The following is a 21,861-nucleotide window of genomic DNA, read 5'->3' as shown; positions in this document are numbered from 1 at the left end:
TGACAAGATGCCGTTCAGCACACTATTTAAATAGTGTCGACGCTAATGACAATTAACCAAGGGTTCTTCGACGCGCCAGCATATCGCGAATAACGCCCTTCGAGCCCACTAACGGAGAACCCAGTAACGTCTGTGTTGGAAGGCTCGGATTTTCAAAAGCGTCCGCCAATGCAGTATCGTTCCGATATTTCATGTACCAACTGGGAGTGGTCAAACAGCCGCCGTCAAACTCGCTCGGGTAACCATAAAACCTTTCCAGATCGCGCCGAGCATGGCAGATATTTTCATATTCTTTTAGCTTGACCAGCTTCCGCCCCAGTTCCGTACCGTCCACCAACTGACAGCGCCACTCATGAAAGTATTTGAACAGCGGCCCGCAGTTTAGAAATTGCTCGGAAGTCGGATCAACAATAAAGGGCTCGTCTCGATTAACACGCTTGTGCGAGTCATCCAGGTCATAGACCGACACAACAAAGTGCGTCTCGGTCGCCCGGGAAAAAGAGCTCCAGATCAACATGCCTACTACGCGATGCCGGACGTTATTAGCGCGCAATATATTCGCGACTTTAACCGCGCAATCAAAGCATTTGTCGTAAGGTTTTTGCATGTAACCCACGACATCAGAATTTCGCGTGAGCAACCCCTCTACCTGTGCAGACTCCATCGCCTAGACCTTCATGTACAGCTGCCCTCTTGCCGCTCACTGAAGTGGCACACCGTCCGTATGGCCACACATCTAAATTGTCAGCGGTGCAACGAGAGCAATAGCGTTTACGTTTCCTCCCTCAATCATCATAAGCAGCTGATACAACAGCAAGTGAATAGCTGTGATTAAGCTCAATTTGAGCGGGTGTACTTTTTCAGAATCGACCGGTTAGCGATTCTGGCCGCTAATGACCGCTGCCAAAATCGCTGTTATACCCAGCACACATCTATGTGCGTCTTTTCATCCAGATCGCCATGATGACCAGCGCGGTCAAGGGCAAACCATGGAACAAGACAATCACCTGAGCCGGCGTCCAAGCCAAATAGAATGGCCCGACCACCAGCATCCCCACGCCGAAGCCGGCCATTTGAATCAGCGTTAATAAACTGAACAGCGGCAACCGCAGACTATCGGGCTCACTTTGCGCACGGGAAATCAGGGCCACCTCAGTGTTTACAATGCACTGTCCGTAAAGATCCTAGCCAACCAGGCCATTGCGCTTGGCGAACTCGAACAAATGAACCAGAGAAAACACATTGAGCTTTTCCAGCAGTCGCGTTTTGTAGGTACTGATCGTCTTATTACTGAGCTGCAAATAGCTCGCTATTTCTTTATTACTCATACCCCGTATAAGCAGCTCAAATGTCATTAACTCACGATTTGACAGCGAATTGATAAGCAAGGCTTCATTGGCGAAGCTGCTACCCGCTGCGGGGAGGCGATCAACACTATCAGGAACGCACGCTCCGCCCATCATCAACACGTTGACGGTCCTTTCCAGCTCTTCGATAGTGCATGTTTTCGGCAAAAATGCCGAAGCCCGCGCCGCACGGCATCGGTTGTAATAATGGCGCGCTGAATAGGATGTCAGCACCAGAATCTCGATGTTTTTATCAAAGCTATAAATCTTTTCCATAACCTCCAGCCCACTGACTCTGGAAAGATGGATATCCAAGATCACCAAATCCGGACTGTGCTCATGCACAAGCTCAAGGCCGTCAGCACCATTATCAGCCTCTGCCACCCAGGCAAAATCATTCTGACGCAAGACAACCTTAATAGCCGCCCGTACGAGCGGCTGCCCATCAATAACGACAACTTTAAACATCATTACCTCAGCGTTTCAGATTAGTAAGCCACATGGGAACTTCTTACCCCTCAAGCCTACACACACGGACGCTATCACTTAACTAAAATACTAATCCGCCGCAGAACTTAACAACCTATCACCACCCACCACCACACTAACCGCCCACTGACGTCGCTGCGCGCCCTCTTACGGTTCGCCAGAATCGGCACCCAACACCACGCAAGCCCTATGTCTGCACGAACACCGCAGGCATTTTCAGCCTGGATCACATCTGGGAAAATCATCATTAATCGTGAATTCATAGCTATTCACTCCGGGTTTGGCGAACTTTAACTTAGCCTTTGTTCGTCAGCACTGCCTACCGGAACACGGGGAGTATGACTCTGCGCTCATGTACAGCGCATGCAGTACACAAGAACGGATCGGCAACGGATTGGCATTCGTCACTTTACATAAGGCTTATTTGGGTACGCCCTGTTAAAGCCTTTGCCAATGTCTGACACACCGGAGCAATACCGTTGAAACCTATTTTCTTGATTTCCGCCCTTACCCTCGCTATGAGTTCCTCATTCGTAGCGAACGCCGCGGATCTGACCGGCGATAAAGGGCAAAGCTCCAAAGTATTGAGCGTCACTGGCGCTATCGGCGCGCCGACCTGCAAATTTGAAATGAATAGCGGGCAAGCAGTTGAGTTCGGCACGATTGCCCCAAGCCAACTACAAATGGATCAGGTGACCGCAGGCAACATCAGCTCGATTACCGGTGGGTTTTCCGTAGAGTGCGACGCCAAAACTCTGGTCAGGCTGCAGGTAAAAGACACTTACGCCAGTAACCTGCTCAAGGACAACAAGCATAAAGACTTATTCCCTGGTCATTATGGACCTGATTCTCAATTTGGCTTGGTTGATGCCAATAACCCAGACACGTTGATCGGTAGCTATATCATTGTGAAGAATAAAATCTCCACAACCGATAATGGCACCACCAAAGAAGGTCATGACCTCTACATTCAAGGCGGCCGCCGCTCAAACGTATTTGTTTCTACCAAAGACAATAGCGGCAGCGGCGAACAAGAAACGTTAGTCATCGACAACCCCAACGGCTATGCCAGCAAGTTGATGAATGTCGGATTCACTATCCAACCTAACTTTTTGCCGAAAAAAACCTGGTTCACTGAAGGTAACGACGTTGAGATTATCGGCGATGCCACCTTCTCAATGGTTTACCTGTAACGCCCCTGCATGTGATAGCTGACGGTGTTGAAGGCACTCGCCTGTATTGTCATCTGACTCATGCTGTACCTGTAACGAATTGGCAAAGGATTGGGATTCGTCGCACCCCGCTTATCAGACTTACTCTCAGTAGTCTGTGCCAACTTTTGATAGACCGGAGCACCTTCCATGAAACACGTTTTTGCCATTTCCGCCCTCATTGCCGCCATGGGCACTTCCATCGTTGCCAACGCAGACGCCATCAACGGTGTAAAAGGGAAAGATCAGAAGACACTGACCGTCACGGCGAAGATCGACGCACCTACTTGTGATTTCGACTTGAATAGTGGCGCAGGGCTGGACTTTGGCAGTATTGAGCCTGGCAGCTTGAAACTGCACGAGATTTACCAACTGCCTCGCAAGGCGATTTCTGTGGCGGTTACCTGCGACGCCAAGACGATGGTCCAAATGACCGTTCAAGACACCTACCTGGATACCCTGCGCAACAGTAAACGCGATGGCCTTCCTCACCCTACCCGCAATCAGTTCGGTTTGGTGGATGCCAGCGACCCAACCAAACTGTTCGGTAGCTACGTGTTTTTCCTGGGTAAAATCACGACATCGAATAAAGACGGCAGCACCCAGAACCACGGTATGAGCGGTTTTGAACTTGGCAGAACAGGCGAGATTTTTTCCACCAAGACCAACGAAGGCACAGAGCCGGCAATTATGCTGGTCGGTGACGGCAACGTGTATGCCGAAAAAATGGAAGCGGTCTTCAATGTTGAAGCGTCGTTCCTGCCTGCCTCAAAATTGGATCTTGGTCGCGACGTGAATGTCGTCGGCGAAACCACCTTTAAAATGGTGTACATGTAATTTCATAGCACTGCGTTAAACGACCATCCCCTTTGCCCGCCATTAGTTGAATGATTGATGGCGGGCATTTTTTTGTTTGGCCCTTGCCCTTCCCCCGCCTTATACGCGCCTTTTCTGCCCCTATTCTTTCAAAGCATGGGTTCCACTATTAATTATGACTGGAACTCTCATTGATCACTCATGACTTTTCATTCGTCTACCGCTTGAGATCCGGGCGCCCGCCGTTATAGTCAACTCATACATCTCCCAATTACCGCTCAGCCGCATCTGAACGCTAGCTGAAACCAACGATTACGCACGTGTTAACGAAGGGATCAATGAATGGCTATACCTTCAACCACGGATGTCGCTGCGCTTATCCCATCACCCTGGGCATTGTTGTTTGATCGTTTGTCATTGACCCCAGCGAACGCACGCGAGGAGATGGCGAACCGACTCGAGATAAAGCGCCGCGGTGATGTACTGGACATCATGTTCCCATACGGACCTGCCTCCCCCACAACAACATCAACAACCGTGAATTCACACCTATTCACTCCGGTTATTTCTACCCGCTCGTTATGATTTGCGGCGTCACTTCTACCGTAGGGACTAGCCGTAGGTGCAACTGCTCTACCTGATGCAATTTCAGAAGCAGATTTAACGTATACGGATTGGCAATGGATTGGCTTTCGTCACACAAGTTTAGGCTTTCTGGGCCTTAGCCAACTATTGACATGCCGGAGCAGTACACGTGAAACAGGCTTTATTTATCTCGACCCTCTCCCTTGCCATCAGTTCGTCAGCCTTCGCTGGCCTTCCGGCCACCGAAAGCGGCAAAAAAGGGAAGACTGAAGCGAAACTCGACGTCAACGTCAAAATTAACGCCCCGTCCTGCACGTTTGATTTGAACAGCGGGCAAACCATCGACTTGGGTCTCACCTCCCCCAGCCAGCTTGACAAGGACAACTCCAAGTCAATTCCTGGACATGCCGCCAGCCTCAACGTTTCATGCGCAGGCCCAATGTTGCTGACCATGAGCCTCAAAGACACTCACATGGATACGCTGACATCCGGCCCCCATAACAAACTTTTCCCTGGCGCGCGTGGCCTGGCACAGCAGTTTGCACTCGTGGACAAAAACAACCCAGACGCCCTGATCGGCAGTTACGTCCTGCACATGAAAGATATCCGCGATTCGAAAGACAATCACTACAACATGACCGATATTGACGGCACCTATTGGGATGTCTATTTGCGCTCAAGTAAAAGCGACGTAGATCGGAGCATCACGACGACAACCTTTACCAACGAACCGGGCACGCCTCAGTATATCGAAGACTTAACACTCGTTTTCTCTGTCGAATCACAAATCCTGCCGACCTCCCAATTTAGTTTCGACCCGGCCTCCCCCGTGGAATTTGTTGGCGAAACTACATTTAAAATGGTTTACATGTAAGCCGCACTTACTCGCCCTACTTAATAACGCGTTAGCGAGCCATTCCTTAATGGCAAGCTTTCGCGTGCCCAACGCTGGAACCGCTACATCTTATTATCTGCTCATTTAGCAGATTAAGGCTGCCCCGACCTCTGATACTTCAACACACTGGACCATAGGCAACATTATGAATACTTACTTTAAACACTCCTTATCCGTTACCGCGCTGGTATTGCCAGCCTTGATTTTTGGGCTTGAACCGGCTTATGGCAGCGGCATGAGCCCGGATAAAACCGTACTGCTGATTGATGAAGGTCAAGGTGAAACCACCATGAACGTCACCAATACTGACAACGGTCCCTCATTGTTGGTCAGTACTATTTACAACCTTGAAGGTGATGATGAAGAGATCATCCTGGTTAACCCTCCGATGGCACGAGTAGAAGCGGGAGATATGCAATCGGTCCGGTTTATTCTGGAACAAAAAGCCCCCTTGCAAGTTCAACTGCTGCGTCGTGTTACGTTTGAAGGCATCCCCCCTAATACCGAGTCAAAAACCTCTAAAGTGGGCATGACGCTCATGCATGATATGCCCGTTATCATTAACCCAAAAGGCCTGAAAAAAGACCTTACGCCGTGGAAACACTTAAAGTGGACATCCGCGGCTGGAAAGTTGACCGTCAAAAACCCAAGTCCCTACGTCATTCGTTTATTGCCGCTCGTTGAGCTGTTCCCAGGTGATCAGACCCTCTCGCTGCCAAAAACTTATATCTTGCCGGGGCAAACATTAAATCTTGATCTGCCTAAAGATCAACGCGCCGTTGCCACCCGCGTCACGATAAAACCGGCCAACTTGCATGGTTACGCAGCCGAACCTTTCAGCGCCCCAATTGAGTAAGTGCGATATCCCCCAGCACTTTGCATCGGCATTTGAGCACTGATTTCTTGTTTATGAATACGTCTGTTTACCATGCTCTTTGGTTTCGCCCTGCCGCTCGCATGATCGGGCTTATATGCGTCAGCACCTCGGCGCATGGCGCATCTACCCAAGCGCCGCAGCCCGAAAGTGACAATGGCTCCGTCAAAGAAATCACGTATGACTTGGGCAGGCTCAAAGGCCGGAAACTGGACCCTACGCAAGTTCAGTTCTTTGCGCGCTCGGCTAGGTTTCTGGCTGGGCGCCAACGTGTAACGCTGATCGTAAATGGTAACCGCCTGGGCAGCATGAATATGTCATTCAATCATGAAGGGCAGCTCTGCCTGGACGCCAAGTTGTTGGAAGATGCCGGACTTATTACCCCGCAAGGTGCTGCTGATAAGGCGACAAGCTGCGAATCCGCAGCCGACGTTGACAGCCTCGGTTTTCTAGCGCAATTCCCGCAGACCGTCGTTGATTTGCGCCCGGGAAAATCAGAAGTCCATCTGATTGTTCCAGTACAAGCGCTGCAACCCCGCGAACCTGCGGCCCGCCAGTTCAATAGTGGCGGTACAGCCGCCACGCTCAACTACGAGGCCTTTAATTCGGTCACAGAATCTAAAGGAACGTCCATGTCCTACCGAAACATTAATACCGTGGCGGGTCTCAACGTGGGTGACTGGTTGTTTCGCAGCGGCCAGAACTATAGCGCTTCGAGCAGCGGCAGCCAGCTGAGTCATCTTTATGCTTACGGCCAACGTACCTTTAGCGCCATTGACGCCACCGCGCAAGCGGGCCAAATCAATATCGCCAATTCGGTATTCTCTGGCATTGCGCTTTCCGGAATACAAGTAGTCCCCGAGGACAGCTTGCGCGCCGGTACTGGCGAAAGCCCTGTACGAATAGAGGGGATCGCGCGCTCGCCAGCACGCATTGAAGTGCGACAGAACGGCAATCTGATTCACACCTCGGTGATTCCGGAAGGCCCTTATTTGTTGACAGATCTCGCACTCAATCGACGCCAGGATGTGGTCGTTACCGTGATTGAAGACAACGGCTCAAAAAACACCTTCACGCTACCTGCCGCCAGCCTCGATGGCAGCGCGTTCGATACCACGCCGGGCTACTCATTTGCGGCGGGGCAGTATCGTCCCGGCAGCAACCAAAGTGAAAAGCCGTTTGTAGTGAGCGTTAACGGGACCTGGCCCGTCAGCCAAACCACTCAGGTCACCGCTGGCGCACTGGGCGGCACTGACTATCAAGGGTTCGCCTGGTCCATGGGCTATCGACTCACACCTGAGACCACCCTTTCCATGTCTCAGGCAGCTTCCAACGCGAGCAAGCTGGGTCAGCGCGGCACACAGCTCAGTGCATCGGTGTCGACCCAATTACGCAAAAACCTGTCGCTGGGTCTGAGCACCACACAACGGACCGAAGGTTATCGAGACTTTCTGGACAGCGTGTATCGCGCCGAGGATGTCGAAGACATTCTGGAAAACAGCGGCCCTCTAAAGGCCATCGACAACTTCAGAGGCCAAACCCGTGATCAATATGGCGCCTCTCTGGGCTGGGGAAACACGCCAGTCGGAAACTTCAGCGTATCGACGTCTTACTCGAGAACCTTCGATAATCAAAACACTCAGCACCTGTCTGCTACCTGGTCGACCTCCTATAAAAAGGCCTTGTTCAGCGTCAATGTGCGCAAAAATATCGGTAACAGCGGTTACGAAAAAGGCCTGACGACTTACGTGAGCGCCACGGTGCCCTTTGGTGAGAGCGTAAGGACCTACGCCAATATCGATAAAAACGGAACCCGTGTAGGTGCAACCCTGAGTGAAAAGGTCAATGACAGCGCGAGCTATCAGTTACGAGCGGATCACGACGATGCAAGCCATCGCACCAATGTCGCGGCATCCGCCAACCTACTGCCCCGCTACGTACGCGCCAACGTGGGGTACGCCAGGTCGAGCGAGGGCAGTACTAACTACAACGCGCGCCTCAGCGGTGCGGTGGTGGCTCACAGTAGCGGCGTGACGCTGTCGCCCTACCCGGTCGACGACACGTTCGGCGTGCTCTCGGTGGGTGATTTGTCTGGCGTGAAAATCATGACGCCCCGCGGGCCGGTCTGGACCGATATGTTTGGCCAAGCCATCGCACCAAGCCTTGCGCCCCATCGCGACAGCCAACTGTCGGTGAGCGGCGAGTCGCTGCCTCGCAATGTCGACATCGGAAACGGCGTGAAAAAACTCAAGCCAAGCCGCGGCTCGGTCAATCGAGTCGCGTTCGACGTCAGTACCACTCGGCGCACGATGCTCGTGGTCAAAGACCCTAAGGGCGCAACGCTGGCCAAAGGCCTGGCGGTGCTCAACGAGCACCAGCAATACGTCACGACCACCATCGGGAATGGCAAAGTCTATTTCCCGACTCTGGAACCCGGCACGAAGCTGAACGTCATGCTTGCCGACGAAAAAACCTGCCAGATCCGTTATTCGCAACCCAAGCACGCCGACCTGTCGAAAATCATCGAAACCATCGAAGCGACCTGCGTGCCTATTTGAGATGAACGCCTTGAAATCACTATCGCACCTCTATACGCACGCCAAGCTGAGTGTATTGGCCCTCATCACGCTGCTGGGCCTGGCTATCAGCAATCCCGCGCAGGCAGAGCAACAATGCCAGCTTCAGCTCAGCGAGTCGGCACTCGACCTTGGCCGGTTCAACCGCGACCAGCCCGTTCCAGTCAAAGGCTCAAACCTGCTGAGCCTGGGCAAAAGAACACTTAACCTGTCTGCGACCTGCGGTGCCAATAGCATTATGGCCTTGGCCTTCAAGGGGCAGCAGGATCATGAACAAGGCTATCGTTTTGCCAACAACGGTGTATTCGTTGTGAAGGTCATTGATGCACAACTGGATGGCAAACCGGTTCGCTTACGCCCCCTCGATCCCACAGAAGCCACCGCGTCGGAACTGTTTGTTCAGTCTGGGCAGGCGCTATCCCCCTACGTAGGGGCAAGCCCTGCCATCGGTGAATACCTGACTGTACAGGTTGAGATCGAAGCCAGGATCGACCGTGCGGGCACGCGCGTCAGAGCTGATGAGGAATGGGAGGGCTCGGGCCAGTTTGAAGTGCGCATGGTTAATCCGTAAATGGCCGCGAAGAACCGCAGAGCAATAAGGCTTCATGACGGTCCTGGATTGCGAAATGTATGAATAGGCTGCAGTGAGCACTTTTTGAATACCCCTTCGACAACGAGAGAAACGAGCAATGCCAGCATCCTGTCCTTACTGTATGAGCTATTTAATTAACAACGAGTGTTTTCGTTGCAGCACGGCAATAAATTCTGGCTTGGATAAACGACATCAACCTCAGTGCGCCTTGGCAGCAACTGACAACATGGGTGTTGTAATGGAGGTCATGGACGTAACGCACATGCCCTCGATACCCCTATCAATGTTCAAGACACTTGCCGGCAACGCCACAAGACACAACAGGATATTCCGCTGCAAATCTCACCCCACGAACATAGTAGGAAAACATTACTCTTTAATTTTACCCTGCCAAGAAAGCGTCAACAAAAATATTATCGAAAAGAAAAAGAAATTGTTCATTTCGCAAGACGTCATCCCCCAAGTGAACGTCATTTATATTAAGGAACAGCTCTACCTTTGCGGGGATGGTCACCACACGTTTGTCGCGGCGATGGAGGCGGGTTTTCACATGCAATTACGATTAAAAGACTTTGGCCTGAGGCACTCAGGCTACAAAAGCTGGGAAAGTATTAAGTGGGCTGCTTTTGAGAATAAACCTTCGGCTAAAACTGGCACCCCTCTGCTGCCGTTCTACTCCAGTTTCATCACACCATAAATAAACAACTATCAGGAGCTTTATGAAGTTTACCAGCATACTCTCAGTCCTCAGCCTCGCCTGCATTACCTGCCAGGCACTCGCTAACGACAGCAACCTGACCCTCACCCACTTCAAAGGTCCGCTCTACATCGTTGAAGACAAGGAGTACGTGCAGGAAAACTCAATGGTCTACATCGGTACGCAAAACATCACGATTATCGGTGCAACCTGGACCCCGGCAACCGCCGAGAAGCTGGAGCAGGAAATCAGGAAAGTCAGCCCTCTGCCCATCAAGGACGTGATCAACACCAACTACCACACCGACCGCGCGGGCGGTAACGCGTACTGGAAAAAGCGCGGCGCGAGTATCGTTTCCACACAGTTGACCTATGACCTGGAAAAAAGCCAGTGGCGCAGTATTGTCGACTTTACCCGCCAAGGGATGGAGCACTTCCCGGTACTGGAACAAAGCCTGCCGGACCAGGTGTACCCGGGCGACTTTGCCTTGCAGGACGGCAAAGTCCGCGCGCTGTTTTTAGGCGCGGCTCATACCGAAGATGGGATTTTTGTGTACTTTCCAAAAGAGCGTGTGCTGTATGGCAACTGCATCCTCAAGGAAAAGCTGGGCAACATGACGTTCGCCAATCGCACCGAGTACCCGAAAACCCTGAAGAAGTTGCAAGGGCTGATCGACAGCGGTGAAATGCCCGTTGAAGCGATTATCGCCGGGCATAATTCACCGATACAGGGCGTTGAGTTAATTGACCAATACCTGACCCTGCTTGAAAACGACAAGCCGTAACACCTGAGTTCTTTAGAAAAACCGGGTAAGGCTCAGCCACAGTTGGTCTGAGCCGACATCCGTATCCAAATTATCCCGCAACCGTTGCGCGTAGGTCAGCCGTACACTGTATTGCTTAGCCTGGGTGCCCGCCACGTAAACACCGGCGCCCGACAGCCGAAGCCGAGTGTCGCTGCCCGCGTCCCAGGCATTGTGGTTGAGACGCCCTTGTGCGGCATCATAGAACCCGGCCGCCGTCCATTGCAGGCCTAACGCGGGGCGCTGGTAACGTACTTCCAGGCTGGCCTGCCAGCCTTTGTCGACAGAGGCGGCGTTACTATCGAACGCACGCACGCCATTGGGCCAACCCATTACGAAGCCTTGCGCACTGTCCAGGTTTCGGTTGCTCACTTGGCTTCTGAGCGCGCCATACAGTTCCCAGTGGTAGCCCAGTCCCATCAAGCCAAAGGCAACCAACCGATGGCGGGTAAAGTGCCCCGCGCTTTTGCGCGTGGTGCTGTCGAGCAGTTGATCCAGCGGGTCGTGATAGGCCAATGCCCCCATCGTGGAGGACAGTCGCCAGCCGGCGATCTGGCGATTGCCGTACAGGGTGCCGGACACATCCAAGGTGGTGGTATCGACATCACGCGCGCGGGCGTAACGTAATTGTTCGTCCATATAGCGTGACTGCTCATGGGTCAGCCGCACATCTACCCGGCCTTTGTGTGACAACCACATGGGGTGGTTGACCCAGACGCTTGCTGTGTCAGCCTGGCCGTGTGCATCCAGCGACTCGAACTGTTTGGTTAAGTCGGTATTCAAGGTGGCTGAAGCCGCCGCCCAAGCGTGTGCCCAAGGTGCCGATCGGCAAGCTGTATTTGGCACTGACCTGCTGCAGACCGGTAGCATGCTGCAACGCTTCCAGGCTAATGACGCCATCCAGCGTAAACTGGTCCCCGACCAGCAAGGCCGAGTTGAGTTGCGCACCGGCATTGAGCACTTCGCGTCCAGTGTAGGCATTGCCAAAATTGTTCATGTCCAGGTAGCCCCCCACCCGTTTGATGGGCGCCACGTTCACCCCGAATGCGCTGGTTGCCGGAAGGTCACCGGCTTTCAGCGTACCCCGAGCACTGACGCCAGATAGGTCGTTAACCAGGTACAACGCACGGTCAACCTGCGCGGTTTCGATCAACGTTTGCCCATCACACGCCTGTTTACAGGTGGCGCGTACCACCAGCGCGTTGAGAAATGCTTGCTCACGCGAGTTCTGGGTGACGACTGAGGGTGGTTGATATCGCCCGACCGTCACCCGCAACCTCAGCTCCCCCTCCTGCATGGTCTGGACGGGCAAAACCACACTGACCGCCAGGTAGCCACGCACTTGATACAGCTGCTCTACCGCCGCCATCATGGCATGCAGCTCAGCCAGGGTGAGGTCGCGCTGAAGCCACGGCAGCACGGCACGCTGCAGTTCGTCCTCACTCAGCGCCTGCGCTCCGTCAAAGCGCACGCGCTCAAGCCTGACCGTCGTGGTCGCGTCCTGCGTATCAATCGGGGGTTGCGTGGCATTGTCTTGCAAGGGGGTATCGATGGGTCTGGAGGGTAACCGCGGTATGGGTTCCTGATTAAGTTGGTTACCGAGCGATCCCGCAGAGGGTGGGGCCGCAGGATTAGCCTGTGCCGAAACACCCAAACTTGCGGCAACAAGCGCAATGAAAAGAGGCGCCGCAACCGGCGGGCCTCCTGAAGTATGTAAGCGAGTCATTAAAGTACCTGAGCCAACGCTGCCAGGCAGGTTGGACGAGGGGGTAAAACGAAGGGGCTTGGACGCTGCTCCGCAGCACGCGTGTTAACTGCGGAGCAACCAAATAGACACCGTGCCCTCTTAAAGCGGGGTGCTTATCCCAATGGCTATTTGATGTATCTCTTAGAGATAACGCGGTACGGCGATAGCCTGACCATTGCTGATGAATTCAAAATTTCCAGCGTTTTGCAGGTCAACAGCGCCATTAAACCTGATGCCGTAATTATATTCAGGGGCACTGAGTTCAATATTACCCGTTACACTCACAGTGGCCGCGTTGAAAACCGATGTGCCGTTAAACGATACACCGTAGCGTTCACCATCACCGTTGATACTTATTTTATTAAACGCGGTAAATGTGTTGCTGCCGGTGAGTTTTACACCGTCACCCGTCCTGAAACTATCGCCAAGGTATCCCGCCGGAGCAACACCAACAATGTCGATGTCGTTTGCGACAAAGGTATTGCCGCCCGCCAGATGAACGCCGTCCGAACCTGAGCCTTTGATAACCATTTCATTAGCGTTCAAAGTGCTGCCTGTAATCACAACACCTTTCTTACTGTCTTCAAACGGTGTGATTGGTCCAACGACGTCGAAGTCACCTTTGATCTGAAGCTTTCCGTGGCCTTGGTTCATGGAAGACGCTGTCAGCGTCGAATTCAAAATATTCACGGCACCGTCTTGCCGGCTTGCGTCGCCGCTTTTAGCGCTCAAGCGGTTGTCATTGCCTGCCGTTTTACTACCGATCATGAAAATTTTGCGCTCGGTGGACAATTCAACGGCGCCATTTTTAGACGCAATGTTTGAATTGGCGACAGTGATCGAGTCGTTGGCGCTAACCTCAATATTTTGCTCAGCGATCAGGTTGCCTTCGATACGCGTGGTGCCCTGGCTGCTCAGCTTGATAGTACCGTCTGACTCAACCTGTTCGTTGACGAACAACCGCTTGCCAGACAGGTTGACCGAACCTTTCAGGTCGCCTTGACAGTGCCGTAAGTACTGACAACGCCTTGGGCTGCACTGAGGGTGATTGCGTTGGCGGTCAAGGTGCCGGTATTGCTCACTTTTGTGCCGGTTGCCGTACCGTCTACCGTGATATCCAGCAGCGGGTTAGCTGTGGGCAATTTCAGGGTAAAGGTATCGGCCGACACCATCTGGATCGAGCCGCCCGGCACATTGATAGTACCGGTGTTTTGAATATCCCCAGCCCCTGCCAAAACCACGTAACCACCGGAGCCCGCAGTAATCGTGCCGGCGTTGCTGATAGTGCCGGCGCCGGCCGCCGTAAAGTGGTAATTGCCATTCATGAAATCATGTTGATCAAGGTGACTGGCACTGCTGACCAGAGAGCCGATATTTACGTTTGCCCCTTGGCCAAAAAGCACACCATTAGGGTTCACCAGGAACAGCGTGCCATTTGAAGTCAGGTTGCCGTGGATCTGGCTGGCCGGACCGGAAATCTGGTTCAGCGTTGCACCACCTCCAGGGACCTGAAAGTTCACTGAGTTGCCGCTGGCAATATCAAACGACCCCCAACCAATTACCGCATTATGAGTGCTTTGGTTAATGTTCATGGTGCCGCCGGAGGCATTGATGCTGGCCTGCCCTTGCGTCACTACACCGGCGGTAGGCAAACCTTCGGCCATCGCGATGGAAGGCAATGAGGCTTGAAGGCTCGCAGCCGCCAAAAGGCTGAATGTGGTGGGGCATATACGTCGCGACGGCAACTCAGAGAGCACTGATTGGGGTTTGCAAGACATAAGGAGAACCTCTAAATAACTGCAGAAAACTTTCCCTGTCAAACATAACTTTTACGCACTGCTTCCTTGTCGTGTGAAGCCAGCTTGATGGGAAATTAGTTTGCAAACAATTGAAGAGATCCAATATCACAACTATTCACACTGCGCGGTATTTTTATAAACACCCACCCGTTTACGGGGCCCTACGGCTACGCTCTGTGCCCAGGCACAATACCCGCTCCAATTCTTTGATATAAAAACACGGTGTTTTCGGGTCCAGGTCTAACTTATAAAACGTCAACCGCGAGGCGTAACTGGACAGATAAGCATAATTAAACGCTATATCACGATCACGTACCGACAGGCTTCTAAGCAATTCATTGCCCCCTACCGGCTTGGTCAAAAAACGTGCGCTGCCAAAAAAATTATTAACCAATTCGAACGAAAATTTTTGGCTGTCACTATTAATTTGCTCAAAATCATGAATTTGGTTGTCGTGAGACTGAAGCCTGATCAGCACGGGAAAGGCTTCACCGCTGCTCATGATCATGGCGCCGGTAGTGAAATAGGCTCCCTCAAGCACATCGTTACGGGATGCGGATGAATACACAAAATGCAAGGTCGTGAGCAACCCAATGCCCACCAGTAGCCCAATAGTACGCTTATTCACTTCAGGCACCTGTCTAGTTGCTCATCCGTCAAGGTAGCTAACTTTGACGTGTGCACTGAAATAAACTCTACCGTGCTGCCACTGATACAAAGGATTTCGTAGAAGCTATGCATCGTATTGAAAATTACCGTACCGGGGGCTTCCAATAAACTCTCTATGCGCGTTAGCACAGGCGCCATGCTGCTCTGTAGCCTCTCGACTTCTGGCGTGTTGGCCCCGGTATACCAAACCGTCAATAAGCCTTGCGTGTCCGTTTTTTTTACAAAATCCGGTTGCAACCAAAGGCTCCAATCGATCCGCCATAGAAAGCTGGTGGCTAATATGAGCGCAACTCCCATCAACGTTTTCTCAGCGCCAATTCGGGCTGTGAGCCATGAGAACCGACCTTGGGGCACCTCTAGGCTGAATGTATTGCTCAATGGCATGGCGTTGAGTTCGCTGCCGTCGCTGGGCTGCCCAGGCGCAACCAGAAACTCGGAGTTGAACTGATAACCTCTGCGAGGAACAGTCTGAATAATTGCACGATGCTCTTCGTCCGCCAGTAACTCCCGAATCGTTGAAATCGCTTGGTTCAGGCTGTTCTGCCCAACGATGCGATCAGGCCAGGCAAAAGCGAATATCTCATCACGGCTGACGATGCTGTCGGCCCTGTCAATCAGAATTTCCAGAATCCGACTGGAGCTATACCCCAGTTCGACTTTACGTTGGTTGCCGTACTCATGAATAATCAGAGTGTTATGTGATGGCAAAAACACGACAGTGCGTACACCGACAGCACACTGGATCACGACCTTTTTAACTTCTGCTTGCGCAGCTTTATCACTCGACACCGACTCATTCGATGATTGCATTATTTCTTTCCTTGCGACGATGATTGTTACGTTGCCGCACTAACTTCTTGCTTTAGATCACTCGATTCATATCAGGATGAACCAATGAAAAATAACCGTTGACCAGTTCTTCGGCCGCCAGGTCTTTGGAGTAGAACCATCCTTGTCCGGTCAACGCCCCTAAAGCGAGAAGTCGTTTTACCTGCGCAGACGTCTCAATACCCTCGACAATGACTTTGAGATTCAGGTGCCAGGCCATATCCAACAAATGGACCAGCACCATATTCGCCGGGCCATCATCTTTTCTCGTCACAAAAGAACGGTCGATTTTAATAATGTCCAAGGGCAAGCAGTCCAGATAAGATAAGTTCGAATAGCCCGTGCCGAAATCATCCAGGGCAATTTTGTGGCCGAGTGCTCGCAGTCGATCCAACTGCACAGTGGCAGCTTGTTTATCCAGCATGACCCCCTCGGTCACCTCAAATACAATGCGCGAAGCAGGTATTCTGTACTGAGCCAAGAGTTGCTCGATATAGCCGGCGAAGGTGGAATCGAGCACATCCTGCGCCGACAAGTTGATGCTGACGTAAAAACGATCACAGGCCCAAATCAAGCGAGAATAATCTTCGATAACGCGCTGGCAAACCCAACGGGTCGTCAATGGCATAAGCCCGGACCGCTCGATCAAGGGGATAAACAGTGCCGGGCTGACTACTTGACCTTTATGTGTCCAACGCAGTAATGCTTCGGCACCTGTCCACATACCGGTTTTCATGTCCACCATTGGTTGATAGCGTATGTCCAATTCGCCATTGACTATGGCCCTGCGGAATTTTGCCTCCAGCGAAAAGTAGAAGGCATAAGCCGAGCAAGAAACCTTAAAAACCGCCAATATGGAAAACAGGCCTGCCGCCCAAACAAACAGCAGAATACAGTATTCGATAAACGCATAGGTTTTGGCTAATAACGTAGGCCAGTGCGCTGGAGTGATGGCGTCGTAATTGCCCAGGGCACTCAACTCATTAAGCACTTCTGGGTCATAAGCAGAGAAATTCCCATTACCCAAATCGATAATATCGCGCATATTTTCGGCCACGTACATCGCAGCCAAATGCTCCGCCGCGTACAGCGCAGCCCAGGCCATCAACAACGCTGATATCAGCCAGAGTACGCCATAGGCGCCGGTTATTTTAAACTGACTAGACAACGTGTGTCGGGAAGGAGCATTAGATTCACTTGCCAATGGGCACTCAATAGAATGCCCATTATTAAAAACGCGTTTGAGTACTTTCACGTATCAACCTGCTGGGAATGGACCCATCTCGAATAACTAAGCCAGATATGACTCATTCTGGCGTGCGGCCCTATGAAGTCAGCAACATCTCTTCATGACCGCCTAAGAATGGAATGATCTGTCTACTGCCTGATTGGGAGGGCGAGAATAAAGCAGATCGGGCTGAGGACTGGGTGACGAGTGGTGAATTCATAACTATTCACCACTTTACTCGATGTTGAACGCGTGTGGAGCATGCCCCGACACCTGCGAAGGCCAGTGCAATTATGTGACTTAGGCTAAAATTTAAATCAAGCGTTTGCACATTAATCATAGGCCAGTGTCACACTCACTAACGCGTTGGCCTCTCCTGAGGTTATGGAGGTATTGGTTTTTACATATTGCGGAATCAGGACAAACGAGGGATTTGCACTTATCGTTGTATTACTTTTTATCTGCCACTGGGCTGACGAGGTAGCGTCTACAAAGCTTGAGCTAGGTCCGTATGTTACCAATGAGCCATCTTGCTTTACAAACTGGACACCTACTCCAGTGGCTGGGTTACCTGTTTGCGTCAGGCTCAGCGTTGGAGAGCTGTTACCGGGATCGTTCTCATCTGTCATCGTCACATAAATCCCCATATTTGGATCAGTGCACTGAAGATTTACCGTGACGGGAGTTCCCGCGACTGCATCACCTACGGCATCGAAACGACTAGCAGAGATAACCCCCATACTGACAACGGAGGGGGAGGCACTTACTTCACATCCCGTTGCGGTATATTCGACAGAGAATGCTCCCATAGAGGTCCGCGGGCTGTCATGACCAAAGAAACCATCCAACCGAGGAGTTCCAACATATAGTTCAGGAACATTCATCTGTCCTGCCGGAATATTATCAGCGATAGAAATAAATTTAACGTTATAAGAAAACCTTACGCTCCCTTGGGCGCAGCCATTGTGCAGCCCCCCCACACCAGTGCCATCTCCCTGCATTGGTACAATGCCAGAATCAGGAGAGCAAAATAATCCGGAGCCTGTCGCTCGAACATTCATTACAAAACCGATGTAGTCATTTAACCCATAAACAGAATATTGCTGCCCTCCTTCATAGTAGCTCAGACTTGTCAGCCGCGAGGTATCCATAGACATGCCTGTCTCTCCCCATGCGCCGTTATTCCCCACGCGCAGCGAAGTATTAACCCAACTTGTTAACGCTTGACCTATTATTGAACCACTGGAAACTTTCTGAATAGTAATCGGTAAAGTATTCAACGTTGTAGAAAAAAGATCAGCAAAGGCGTTGCCCGCTACAGGCATAAGAAGCAGCACAGAGAGGCTAACAGTTCCAAGCTTTTTCAAAACGCTCACAATAGTCATAATTACTGATACTCCAAAAGAAAGTTCGCAGTCGCGTTGGCCACCCCAGCATCCACTACGTCCACCGCACGATATTGCGCATAAAATACTAAATTATTGGACGTACTCGGTTTAATAACAATGGCCGTGGCCATTTTTGTATTAATGGGCAGCCTGGCATTGTTAGCATCCAAAATTTCAATCGCCAGCCCTGGGGCGGTATCAGGCTCCTGAGTAAGCTCAAGAAGTTCTGAATTTTCAGAGTTTGCAGCGCCCTGAAAAGTCACTTTCACTCCGCTCGCCAAAACACCACAATTCTCGAGTTTTATAACAAACTGAGTTTTTCCAAACGCAACGTCATTGGCATAAAACTGTTTAAGTGCGATATCCCCCATCGCTACCGTCATATTTTGCGAGTCGGCCGACACCACACAGCCGTTATCGGCAATTGCACCTTGAACACTCAGCAGAAGGTCATAAGCAGACGCATGTTGACAAAACAACCACCCACTCAACGCACACAGATAGCGCCAGCTCATTACACACACTCCGCGGCTAACTTGCTGATTTTTTTGAATTCGCTGTCATCGTCTAATTGATAGTCGACTGTGCACTGCCCGTCCGCCCCTGCTTTCCACTGCACTTTCAACTGCCCTTTCAATGCAAGTCCCGAAAGGAATACCTGGCCGTCGTTACCCACGATATTGTCGTTTGCATTGCCGGCCTGAATCACACTGGCACCAAAGGGAACCGGCCGCCCCTTGTGGGTAATACTCATCAATGCGCGCACGCCAACACGCACGTCAAAGTCTGCACGTACCAGGGCACCTCGGGTCGGTACAACATAGGCCACAGGGTTATCCAGCTCGATGTTATTGGCCAGGGTGCCGGTTTCCAGCGCGACGCGATTTTCGCGATAGTTGGAAGCAGATGGCACCACCGCGTACCCGTACCGGTCAGTTGTGATGCCAACACCACTGGAAACCCTAACGTCCTTGGCGCGCGGAGCTTTAACCAAAATATTGGTTTCACCCAGCGGCTGACCGAAGGTGACACCGTCTTCATGGGCTACGATCCCGCCGCTAACCCCGTAGTTAAGACGACTGCTTTGCCCACTGTAGCTGTAACCCATATTGGCGTTACCGGTGCCACCGCGGTATTGGGCAGAAACGTTACTGCTGGCCAGATGGTTGCTATCGCTGTAGCTCTGCTGAGCACTGTAGTTCAGGTTATTATTTTCCAGGGCTGTGCCCGATACGCCGGCGTTGTAACGGCTATACCCCTTATCATCGACTGTCTGGCCATAGGTGGCATACAGGGAGGAACGCGTCCCTTTACCGGACGTCAACCAACTTCCCAACGGTATGGAGACATTCAGCGCAAATACCTGATCCGCCTTTTGAATCCAGGCACCTTTGTTGTAGCTATAAGAGAAGGTGTAGTTAACCCCTTTGAGGCTGGTTTGATAGCCCGCCTGGAAGAGATCAGTCATTTCCGGTGTATTCCAATACGTTTGGCGACTGCCACTCACATACATCGAGCCCAGGCTTCCCAGTGGCTGGGATATATTGAGCTGAGCATTGGTGCGCTTGGGATAACGCAAGTTGTAATAGTCGGAAAACACCGGAGCCTCATAGACCTCGCCGTCCTGTGCGAGAAAGGTAGGCCGACGCTCCATCAATTTGCTGGCCGTATCGGTGAAGTTATAAAACCCTCGCGTGGAATATTGATAACCCGCCAGCTTGAAATTTGTACCACTGCTCACAACCGTTTTGGCGTATAGCATCCGCAGTGAATATCCAGAATGCTCACTGTCGTCGGCCAGGATACTGTTGGCTGCGGTAATATCCAGCGAAGCGGCTCCCCAATATCCCAGGTTTTGTCCGACGCCTATCGAGTACGCTTGGTATCGTTGGGCATTTTGCATCCCCCCGTAAATAGTCATGCCTGAAGACAAACCATAGCCCATTGTGCCCTGGAGGATGGTGGGGCTTGTTTGGTAATTCGTGTTTCGCAGTGTGCCGGCAACCAGATCATATTTAAGACGGCCTTCGCGCTGTAATATAGGCAGCGAGGCAAATGGCACGCTGTATCGATTGACTCGGCCATCAGCCTCCACCACGCTCACTTGCAGATCGCCATTAGAGGCCGTCGGATAAATATCAGTGATCGCAAAAGGCCCTGCTGCGACGTACGTTTGATAAATAACGTTGCCACCCTGTCGGATGATCACCTCGGCATTGCTGTTGGCAATACCACGAACAACAGGGGCAAACCCTCTCTCACTGTCCGCCAACATATTGTCGTCGGAAGAAAGCTGGGCCCCTCGAAAGCTGAAGCTATTAAAAATGGTGCTCGAGGTTGAAGTGTCACCCAGCAGCACACTGCTTTTAATGCTCGGCAGCGCTCGCAGTGCATAGCTGTTAAGGGTTTTCCAACTGGCGCCTTGACCATTGTTATAACGGTTGCCATTACTGACTGTAGAATTGTTTCTCAAGCGCCAGGCCCCCAGATTGAATCCGCTGTCCAGATTCAAAAAATAGCTGTCGCCACTTTTTATTTTGCTGCCTTCGGTGCGAGCACCGGTGAAGTTGTAGTTGAGCAAAAACGCGTTGAGACCGCTGTCCCAACTCTCGACGGCTACAAGACCTCGGGCTTGTTTATTCAGCACGGCCTGAGGAAGACTCACATCCAACCTTAGCTGTTCCAGCGTCAACACTGTTTTGGCGCTGGGAATCAAAGAGTCCAAGGGCACACACGCCCCCGGCAATACGTCAGCTAACCCAGGTACCGCAGCAGGGTTAATATTGAAGTTGCCGATGTCCTGCGCGGTAAAGCAGGGCGTCAGTGCCCCCGACAGATGGCCCGGTGCGGTGACGGCTTCAAATAACACATCCCGGGAATCAAAAAATGCCCCGTTCAGATAAAGGTCAAGTCGGTACAAACCGGGAGACGCAAGATCAGAGGTTTCAAACCTTGATAAATCTGCAACATTGGACGGCGTTTTCGACAGAAAGGCAGGGTCAAAATAATCACCGGCATAGGCCAAGTTTCCATACAGTGAAGCAGTCAGGCACATATAAAACTTGGCATACTGAAAATAAAATCGGTGTCCGGCGTTATACACAACAACCTGATCCGTAGTGTCACGACGGGGACAATATTGCATTTTGCACTCCATGTTTAATATTATCCATCCGAGCATCGAGATTGAAAATCTCTCATAATCGGGCCTCGCCTTTTTAGATGGCTGCGCGCCAAAGACGGAACATTTTACAGAAGAATACTTATTCGCCATCATCCTTGACGGCGATTACAACGATGTAAAATCAGCCACAACTAC

The 21,861-nt window shown here is 51.7% G+C and carries 21 protein-coding genes; 8 read left to right on the top strand and 13 right to left on the bottom strand.

Features of this window, described 5'->3' with window-relative positions:
- Nucleotides 1-52 precede the first annotated feature (52 nt).
- From HBO41_RS10145 to HBO41_RS10135, 3 genes are all read right to left on the bottom strand, one after another.
- Nucleotides 53-607 carry a hypothetical protein gene (locus tag HBO41_RS10145; protein ID WP_169986049.1) on the bottom strand — a complete coding sequence of 185 codons (555 nt, stop codon included), beginning with the start codon at nt 605-607 and terminating at the stop codon, nt 53-55.
- A 325-nt stretch (nt 608-932) separates the two neighbouring features.
- The gene (locus HBO41_RS10140; RefSeq protein ID WP_407073959.1) at nt 933-1,151 is read right to left on the bottom strand and encodes a hypothetical protein; all 219 of its coding nucleotides are present in this window, start codon (nt 1,149-1,151) and stop codon (nt 933-935) included.
- Between the two features lie 33 nt (nt 1,152-1,184).
- Nucleotides 1,185-1,814 carry a response regulator transcription factor gene (locus HBO41_RS10135; protein ID WP_169986047.1) on the bottom strand — a complete coding sequence of 210 codons (630 nt, stop codon included), beginning with the start codon at nt 1,812-1,814 and terminating at the stop codon, nt 1,185-1,187.
- Nucleotides 1,815-2,314: 500 nt separating this feature from the next.
- On the opposite strand from HBO41_RS10135, the gene HBO41_RS10130 reads away from it, so the two are divergent.
- From HBO41_RS10130 to bla, 8 genes are all read left to right on the top strand, one after another.
- Entirely contained in the window at nt 2,315-3,028 is a 714-nt protein-coding gene (locus HBO41_RS10130) for a DUF1120 domain-containing protein (protein WP_169986045.1), read from the top strand.
- A 168-nt stretch (nt 3,029-3,196) separates the two neighbouring features.
- Nucleotides 3,197-3,883 (top strand): DUF1120 domain-containing protein, encoded by a 687-nt coding sequence (locus tag HBO41_RS10125; RefSeq protein WP_169986043.1) that lies wholly within the window; start codon nt 3,197-3,199, stop codon nt 3,881-3,883.
- 733 nt (nt 3,884-4,616) lie between these two features.
- A complete protein-coding gene (locus tag HBO41_RS10120; protein WP_169986041.1) occupies nt 4,617-5,321 on the top strand; it encodes a DUF1120 domain-containing protein in 705 nt (234 codons plus the stop codon).
- A 166-nt stretch (nt 5,322-5,487) separates the two neighbouring features.
- Nucleotides 5,488-6,198, top strand: coding sequence for a fimbria/pilus chaperone family protein (locus HBO41_RS10115; RefSeq protein ID WP_169986039.1), 711 nt, complete (start codon nt 5,488-5,490; stop codon nt 6,196-6,198).
- Between the two features lie 53 nt (nt 6,199-6,251).
- Nucleotides 6,252-8,774 (top strand): fimbria/pilus outer membrane usher protein, encoded by a 2,523-nt coding sequence (locus HBO41_RS10110; RefSeq protein WP_161905765.1) that lies wholly within the window; start codon nt 6,252-6,254, stop codon nt 8,772-8,774.
- A gap of 1 nt (nt 8,775) precedes the next feature.
- On the top strand, nt 8,776-9,363 hold the full coding sequence (locus tag HBO41_RS10105) for a hypothetical protein (RefSeq protein WP_161905766.1): 588 nt from the start codon (nt 8,776-8,778) through the stop codon (nt 9,361-9,363).
- 142 nt (nt 9,364-9,505) lie between these two features.
- Nucleotides 9,506-10,081 carry a hypothetical protein gene (locus HBO41_RS10100; protein WP_169986037.1) on the top strand — a complete coding sequence of 192 codons (576 nt, stop codon included), beginning with the start codon at nt 9,506-9,508 and terminating at the stop codon, nt 10,079-10,081.
- A gap of 22 nt (nt 10,082-10,103) precedes the next feature.
- Nucleotides 10,104-10,865, top strand: a complete 762-nt coding sequence (bla, locus tag HBO41_RS10095; protein ID WP_161905768.1) for an SFH-related subclass B2 metallo-beta-lactamase — start codon at nt 10,104-10,106, stop codon at nt 10,863-10,865.
- A gap of 12 nt (nt 10,866-10,877) precedes the next feature.
- On the opposite strand, the gene HBO41_RS10090 is transcribed toward bla, so the two are convergent.
- The 10 genes from HBO41_RS10090 to HBO41_RS10045 form a co-directional block, all read right to left on the bottom strand.
- Nucleotides 10,878-11,666, bottom strand: coding sequence for a ShlB/FhaC/HecB family hemolysin secretion/activation protein (locus tag HBO41_RS10090; protein ID WP_169986035.1), 789 nt, complete (start codon nt 11,664-11,666; stop codon nt 10,878-10,880).
- Nucleotides 11,611-12,354 carry a ShlB/FhaC/HecB family hemolysin secretion/activation protein gene (locus HBO41_RS10085; RefSeq protein WP_169986033.1) on the bottom strand — a complete coding sequence of 248 codons (744 nt, stop codon included), beginning with the start codon at nt 12,352-12,354 and terminating at the stop codon, nt 11,611-11,613. Before HBO41_RS10085 ends, HBO41_RS10090 begins: the two co-directional genes overlap by 56 nt.
- A 417-nt stretch (nt 12,355-12,771) precedes the next feature.
- Nucleotides 12,772-13,590, bottom strand: a complete 819-nt coding sequence (locus tag HBO41_RS10080; RefSeq protein WP_169986031.1) for a hypothetical protein — start codon at nt 13,588-13,590, stop codon at nt 12,772-12,774.
- 29 nt (nt 13,591-13,619) lie between these two features.
- Complete coding sequence (locus HBO41_RS10075) at nt 13,620-14,408, bottom strand: filamentous hemagglutinin N-terminal domain-containing protein (protein ID WP_169986029.1); 789 nt, start codon at nt 14,406-14,408, stop codon at nt 13,620-13,622.
- A gap of 172 nt (nt 14,409-14,580) precedes the next feature.
- Nucleotides 14,581-15,057 carry a hypothetical protein gene (locus HBO41_RS10070; protein WP_169986027.1) on the bottom strand — a complete coding sequence of 159 codons (477 nt, stop codon included), beginning with the start codon at nt 15,055-15,057 and terminating at the stop codon, nt 14,581-14,583.
- On the bottom strand, nt 15,054-15,908 hold the full coding sequence (locus HBO41_RS10065) for a winged helix-turn-helix domain-containing protein (RefSeq protein ID WP_161905772.1): 855 nt from the start codon (nt 15,906-15,908) through the stop codon (nt 15,054-15,056). The genes HBO41_RS10070 and HBO41_RS10065 overlap by 4 nt, the downstream gene beginning before the upstream one ends.
- A 52-nt stretch (nt 15,909-15,960) precedes the next feature.
- Nucleotides 15,961-17,181 carry an EAL domain-containing protein gene (locus HBO41_RS10060; protein WP_161905773.1) on the bottom strand — a complete coding sequence of 407 codons (1,221 nt, stop codon included), beginning with the start codon at nt 17,179-17,181 and terminating at the stop codon, nt 15,961-15,963.
- A 305-nt stretch (nt 17,182-17,486) separates the two neighbouring features.
- Nucleotides 17,487-18,539 (bottom strand): fimbrial protein, encoded by a 1,053-nt coding sequence (locus HBO41_RS10055; protein WP_169986025.1) that lies wholly within the window; start codon nt 18,537-18,539, stop codon nt 17,487-17,489.
- 2 nt (nt 18,540-18,541) lie between these two features.
- Nucleotides 18,542-19,057, bottom strand: a complete 516-nt coding sequence (locus tag HBO41_RS10050) for a fimbrial protein (protein ID WP_169986023.1) — start codon at nt 19,055-19,057, stop codon at nt 18,542-18,544.
- Nucleotides 19,057-21,687 carry a fimbria/pilus outer membrane usher protein gene (locus tag HBO41_RS10045; RefSeq protein WP_169986021.1) on the bottom strand — a complete coding sequence of 877 codons (2,631 nt, stop codon included), beginning with the start codon at nt 21,685-21,687 and terminating at the stop codon, nt 19,057-19,059. The genes HBO41_RS10050 and HBO41_RS10045 overlap by 1 nt, the downstream gene beginning before the upstream one ends.
- Nucleotides 21,688-21,861: the final 174 nt, after the last annotated feature.

The sequence above is a fragment of the Pseudomonas sp. WS 5146 genome, assembly GCF_012985495.1.
GTDB classification, from domain to species: Bacteria; Pseudomonadota; Gammaproteobacteria; order Pseudomonadales; family Pseudomonadaceae; genus Aquipseudomonas; species Aquipseudomonas edaphica.
Note: the sequence above shows the minus strand (reverse complement) of the source record. Positions and strands in the feature narration are given on the sequence as shown.

Coding starts and splice junctions, on each gene's coding strand:
- HBO41_RS10055 (WP_169986025.1), bottom strand. CDS start 18,539: ATGACTATTGTGAGCGTTTTGAAAAAGCTTGGAACTGTTAGCCTCTCT.
- HBO41_RS10135 (WP_169986047.1), bottom strand. CDS start 1,814: ATGTTTAAAGTTGTCGTTATTGATGGGCAGCCGCTCGTACGGGCGGCT.
- HBO41_RS10100 (WP_169986037.1), top strand. CDS start 9,506: ATGAGCTATTTAATTAACAACGAGTGTTTTCGTTGCAGCACGGCAATA.
- HBO41_RS10075 (WP_169986029.1), bottom strand. CDS start 14,408: ATGTCTTGCAAACCCCAATCAGTGCTCTCTGAGTTGCCGTCGCGACGT.
- HBO41_RS10145 (WP_169986049.1), bottom strand. CDS start 607: ATGCAAAAACCTTACGACAAATGCTTTGATTGCGCGGTTAAAGTCGCG.
- HBO41_RS10110 (WP_161905765.1), top strand. CDS start 6,252: ATGAATACGTCTGTTTACCATGCTCTTTGGTTTCGCCCTGCCGCTCGC.
- HBO41_RS10125 (WP_169986043.1), top strand. CDS start 3,197: ATGAAACACGTTTTTGCCATTTCCGCCCTCATTGCCGCCATGGGCACT.
- bla (WP_161905768.1), top strand. CDS start 10,104: ATGAAGTTTACCAGCATACTCTCAGTCCTCAGCCTCGCCTGCATTACC.
- HBO41_RS10045 (WP_169986021.1), bottom strand. CDS start 21,687: ATGCAATATTGTCCCCGTCGTGACACTACGGATCAGGTTGTTGTGTAT.
- HBO41_RS10105 (WP_161905766.1), top strand. CDS start 8,776: ATGAACGCCTTGAAATCACTATCGCACCTCTATACGCACGCCAAGCTG.
- HBO41_RS10050 (WP_169986023.1), bottom strand. CDS start 19,057: ATGAGCTGGCGCTATCTGTGTGCGTTGAGTGGGTGGTTGTTTTGTCAA.
- HBO41_RS10065 (WP_161905772.1), bottom strand. CDS start 15,908: ATGCAATCATCGAATGAGTCGGTGTCGAGTGATAAAGCTGCGCAAGCA.
- HBO41_RS10115 (WP_169986039.1), top strand. CDS start 5,488: ATGAATACTTACTTTAAACACTCCTTATCCGTTACCGCGCTGGTATTG.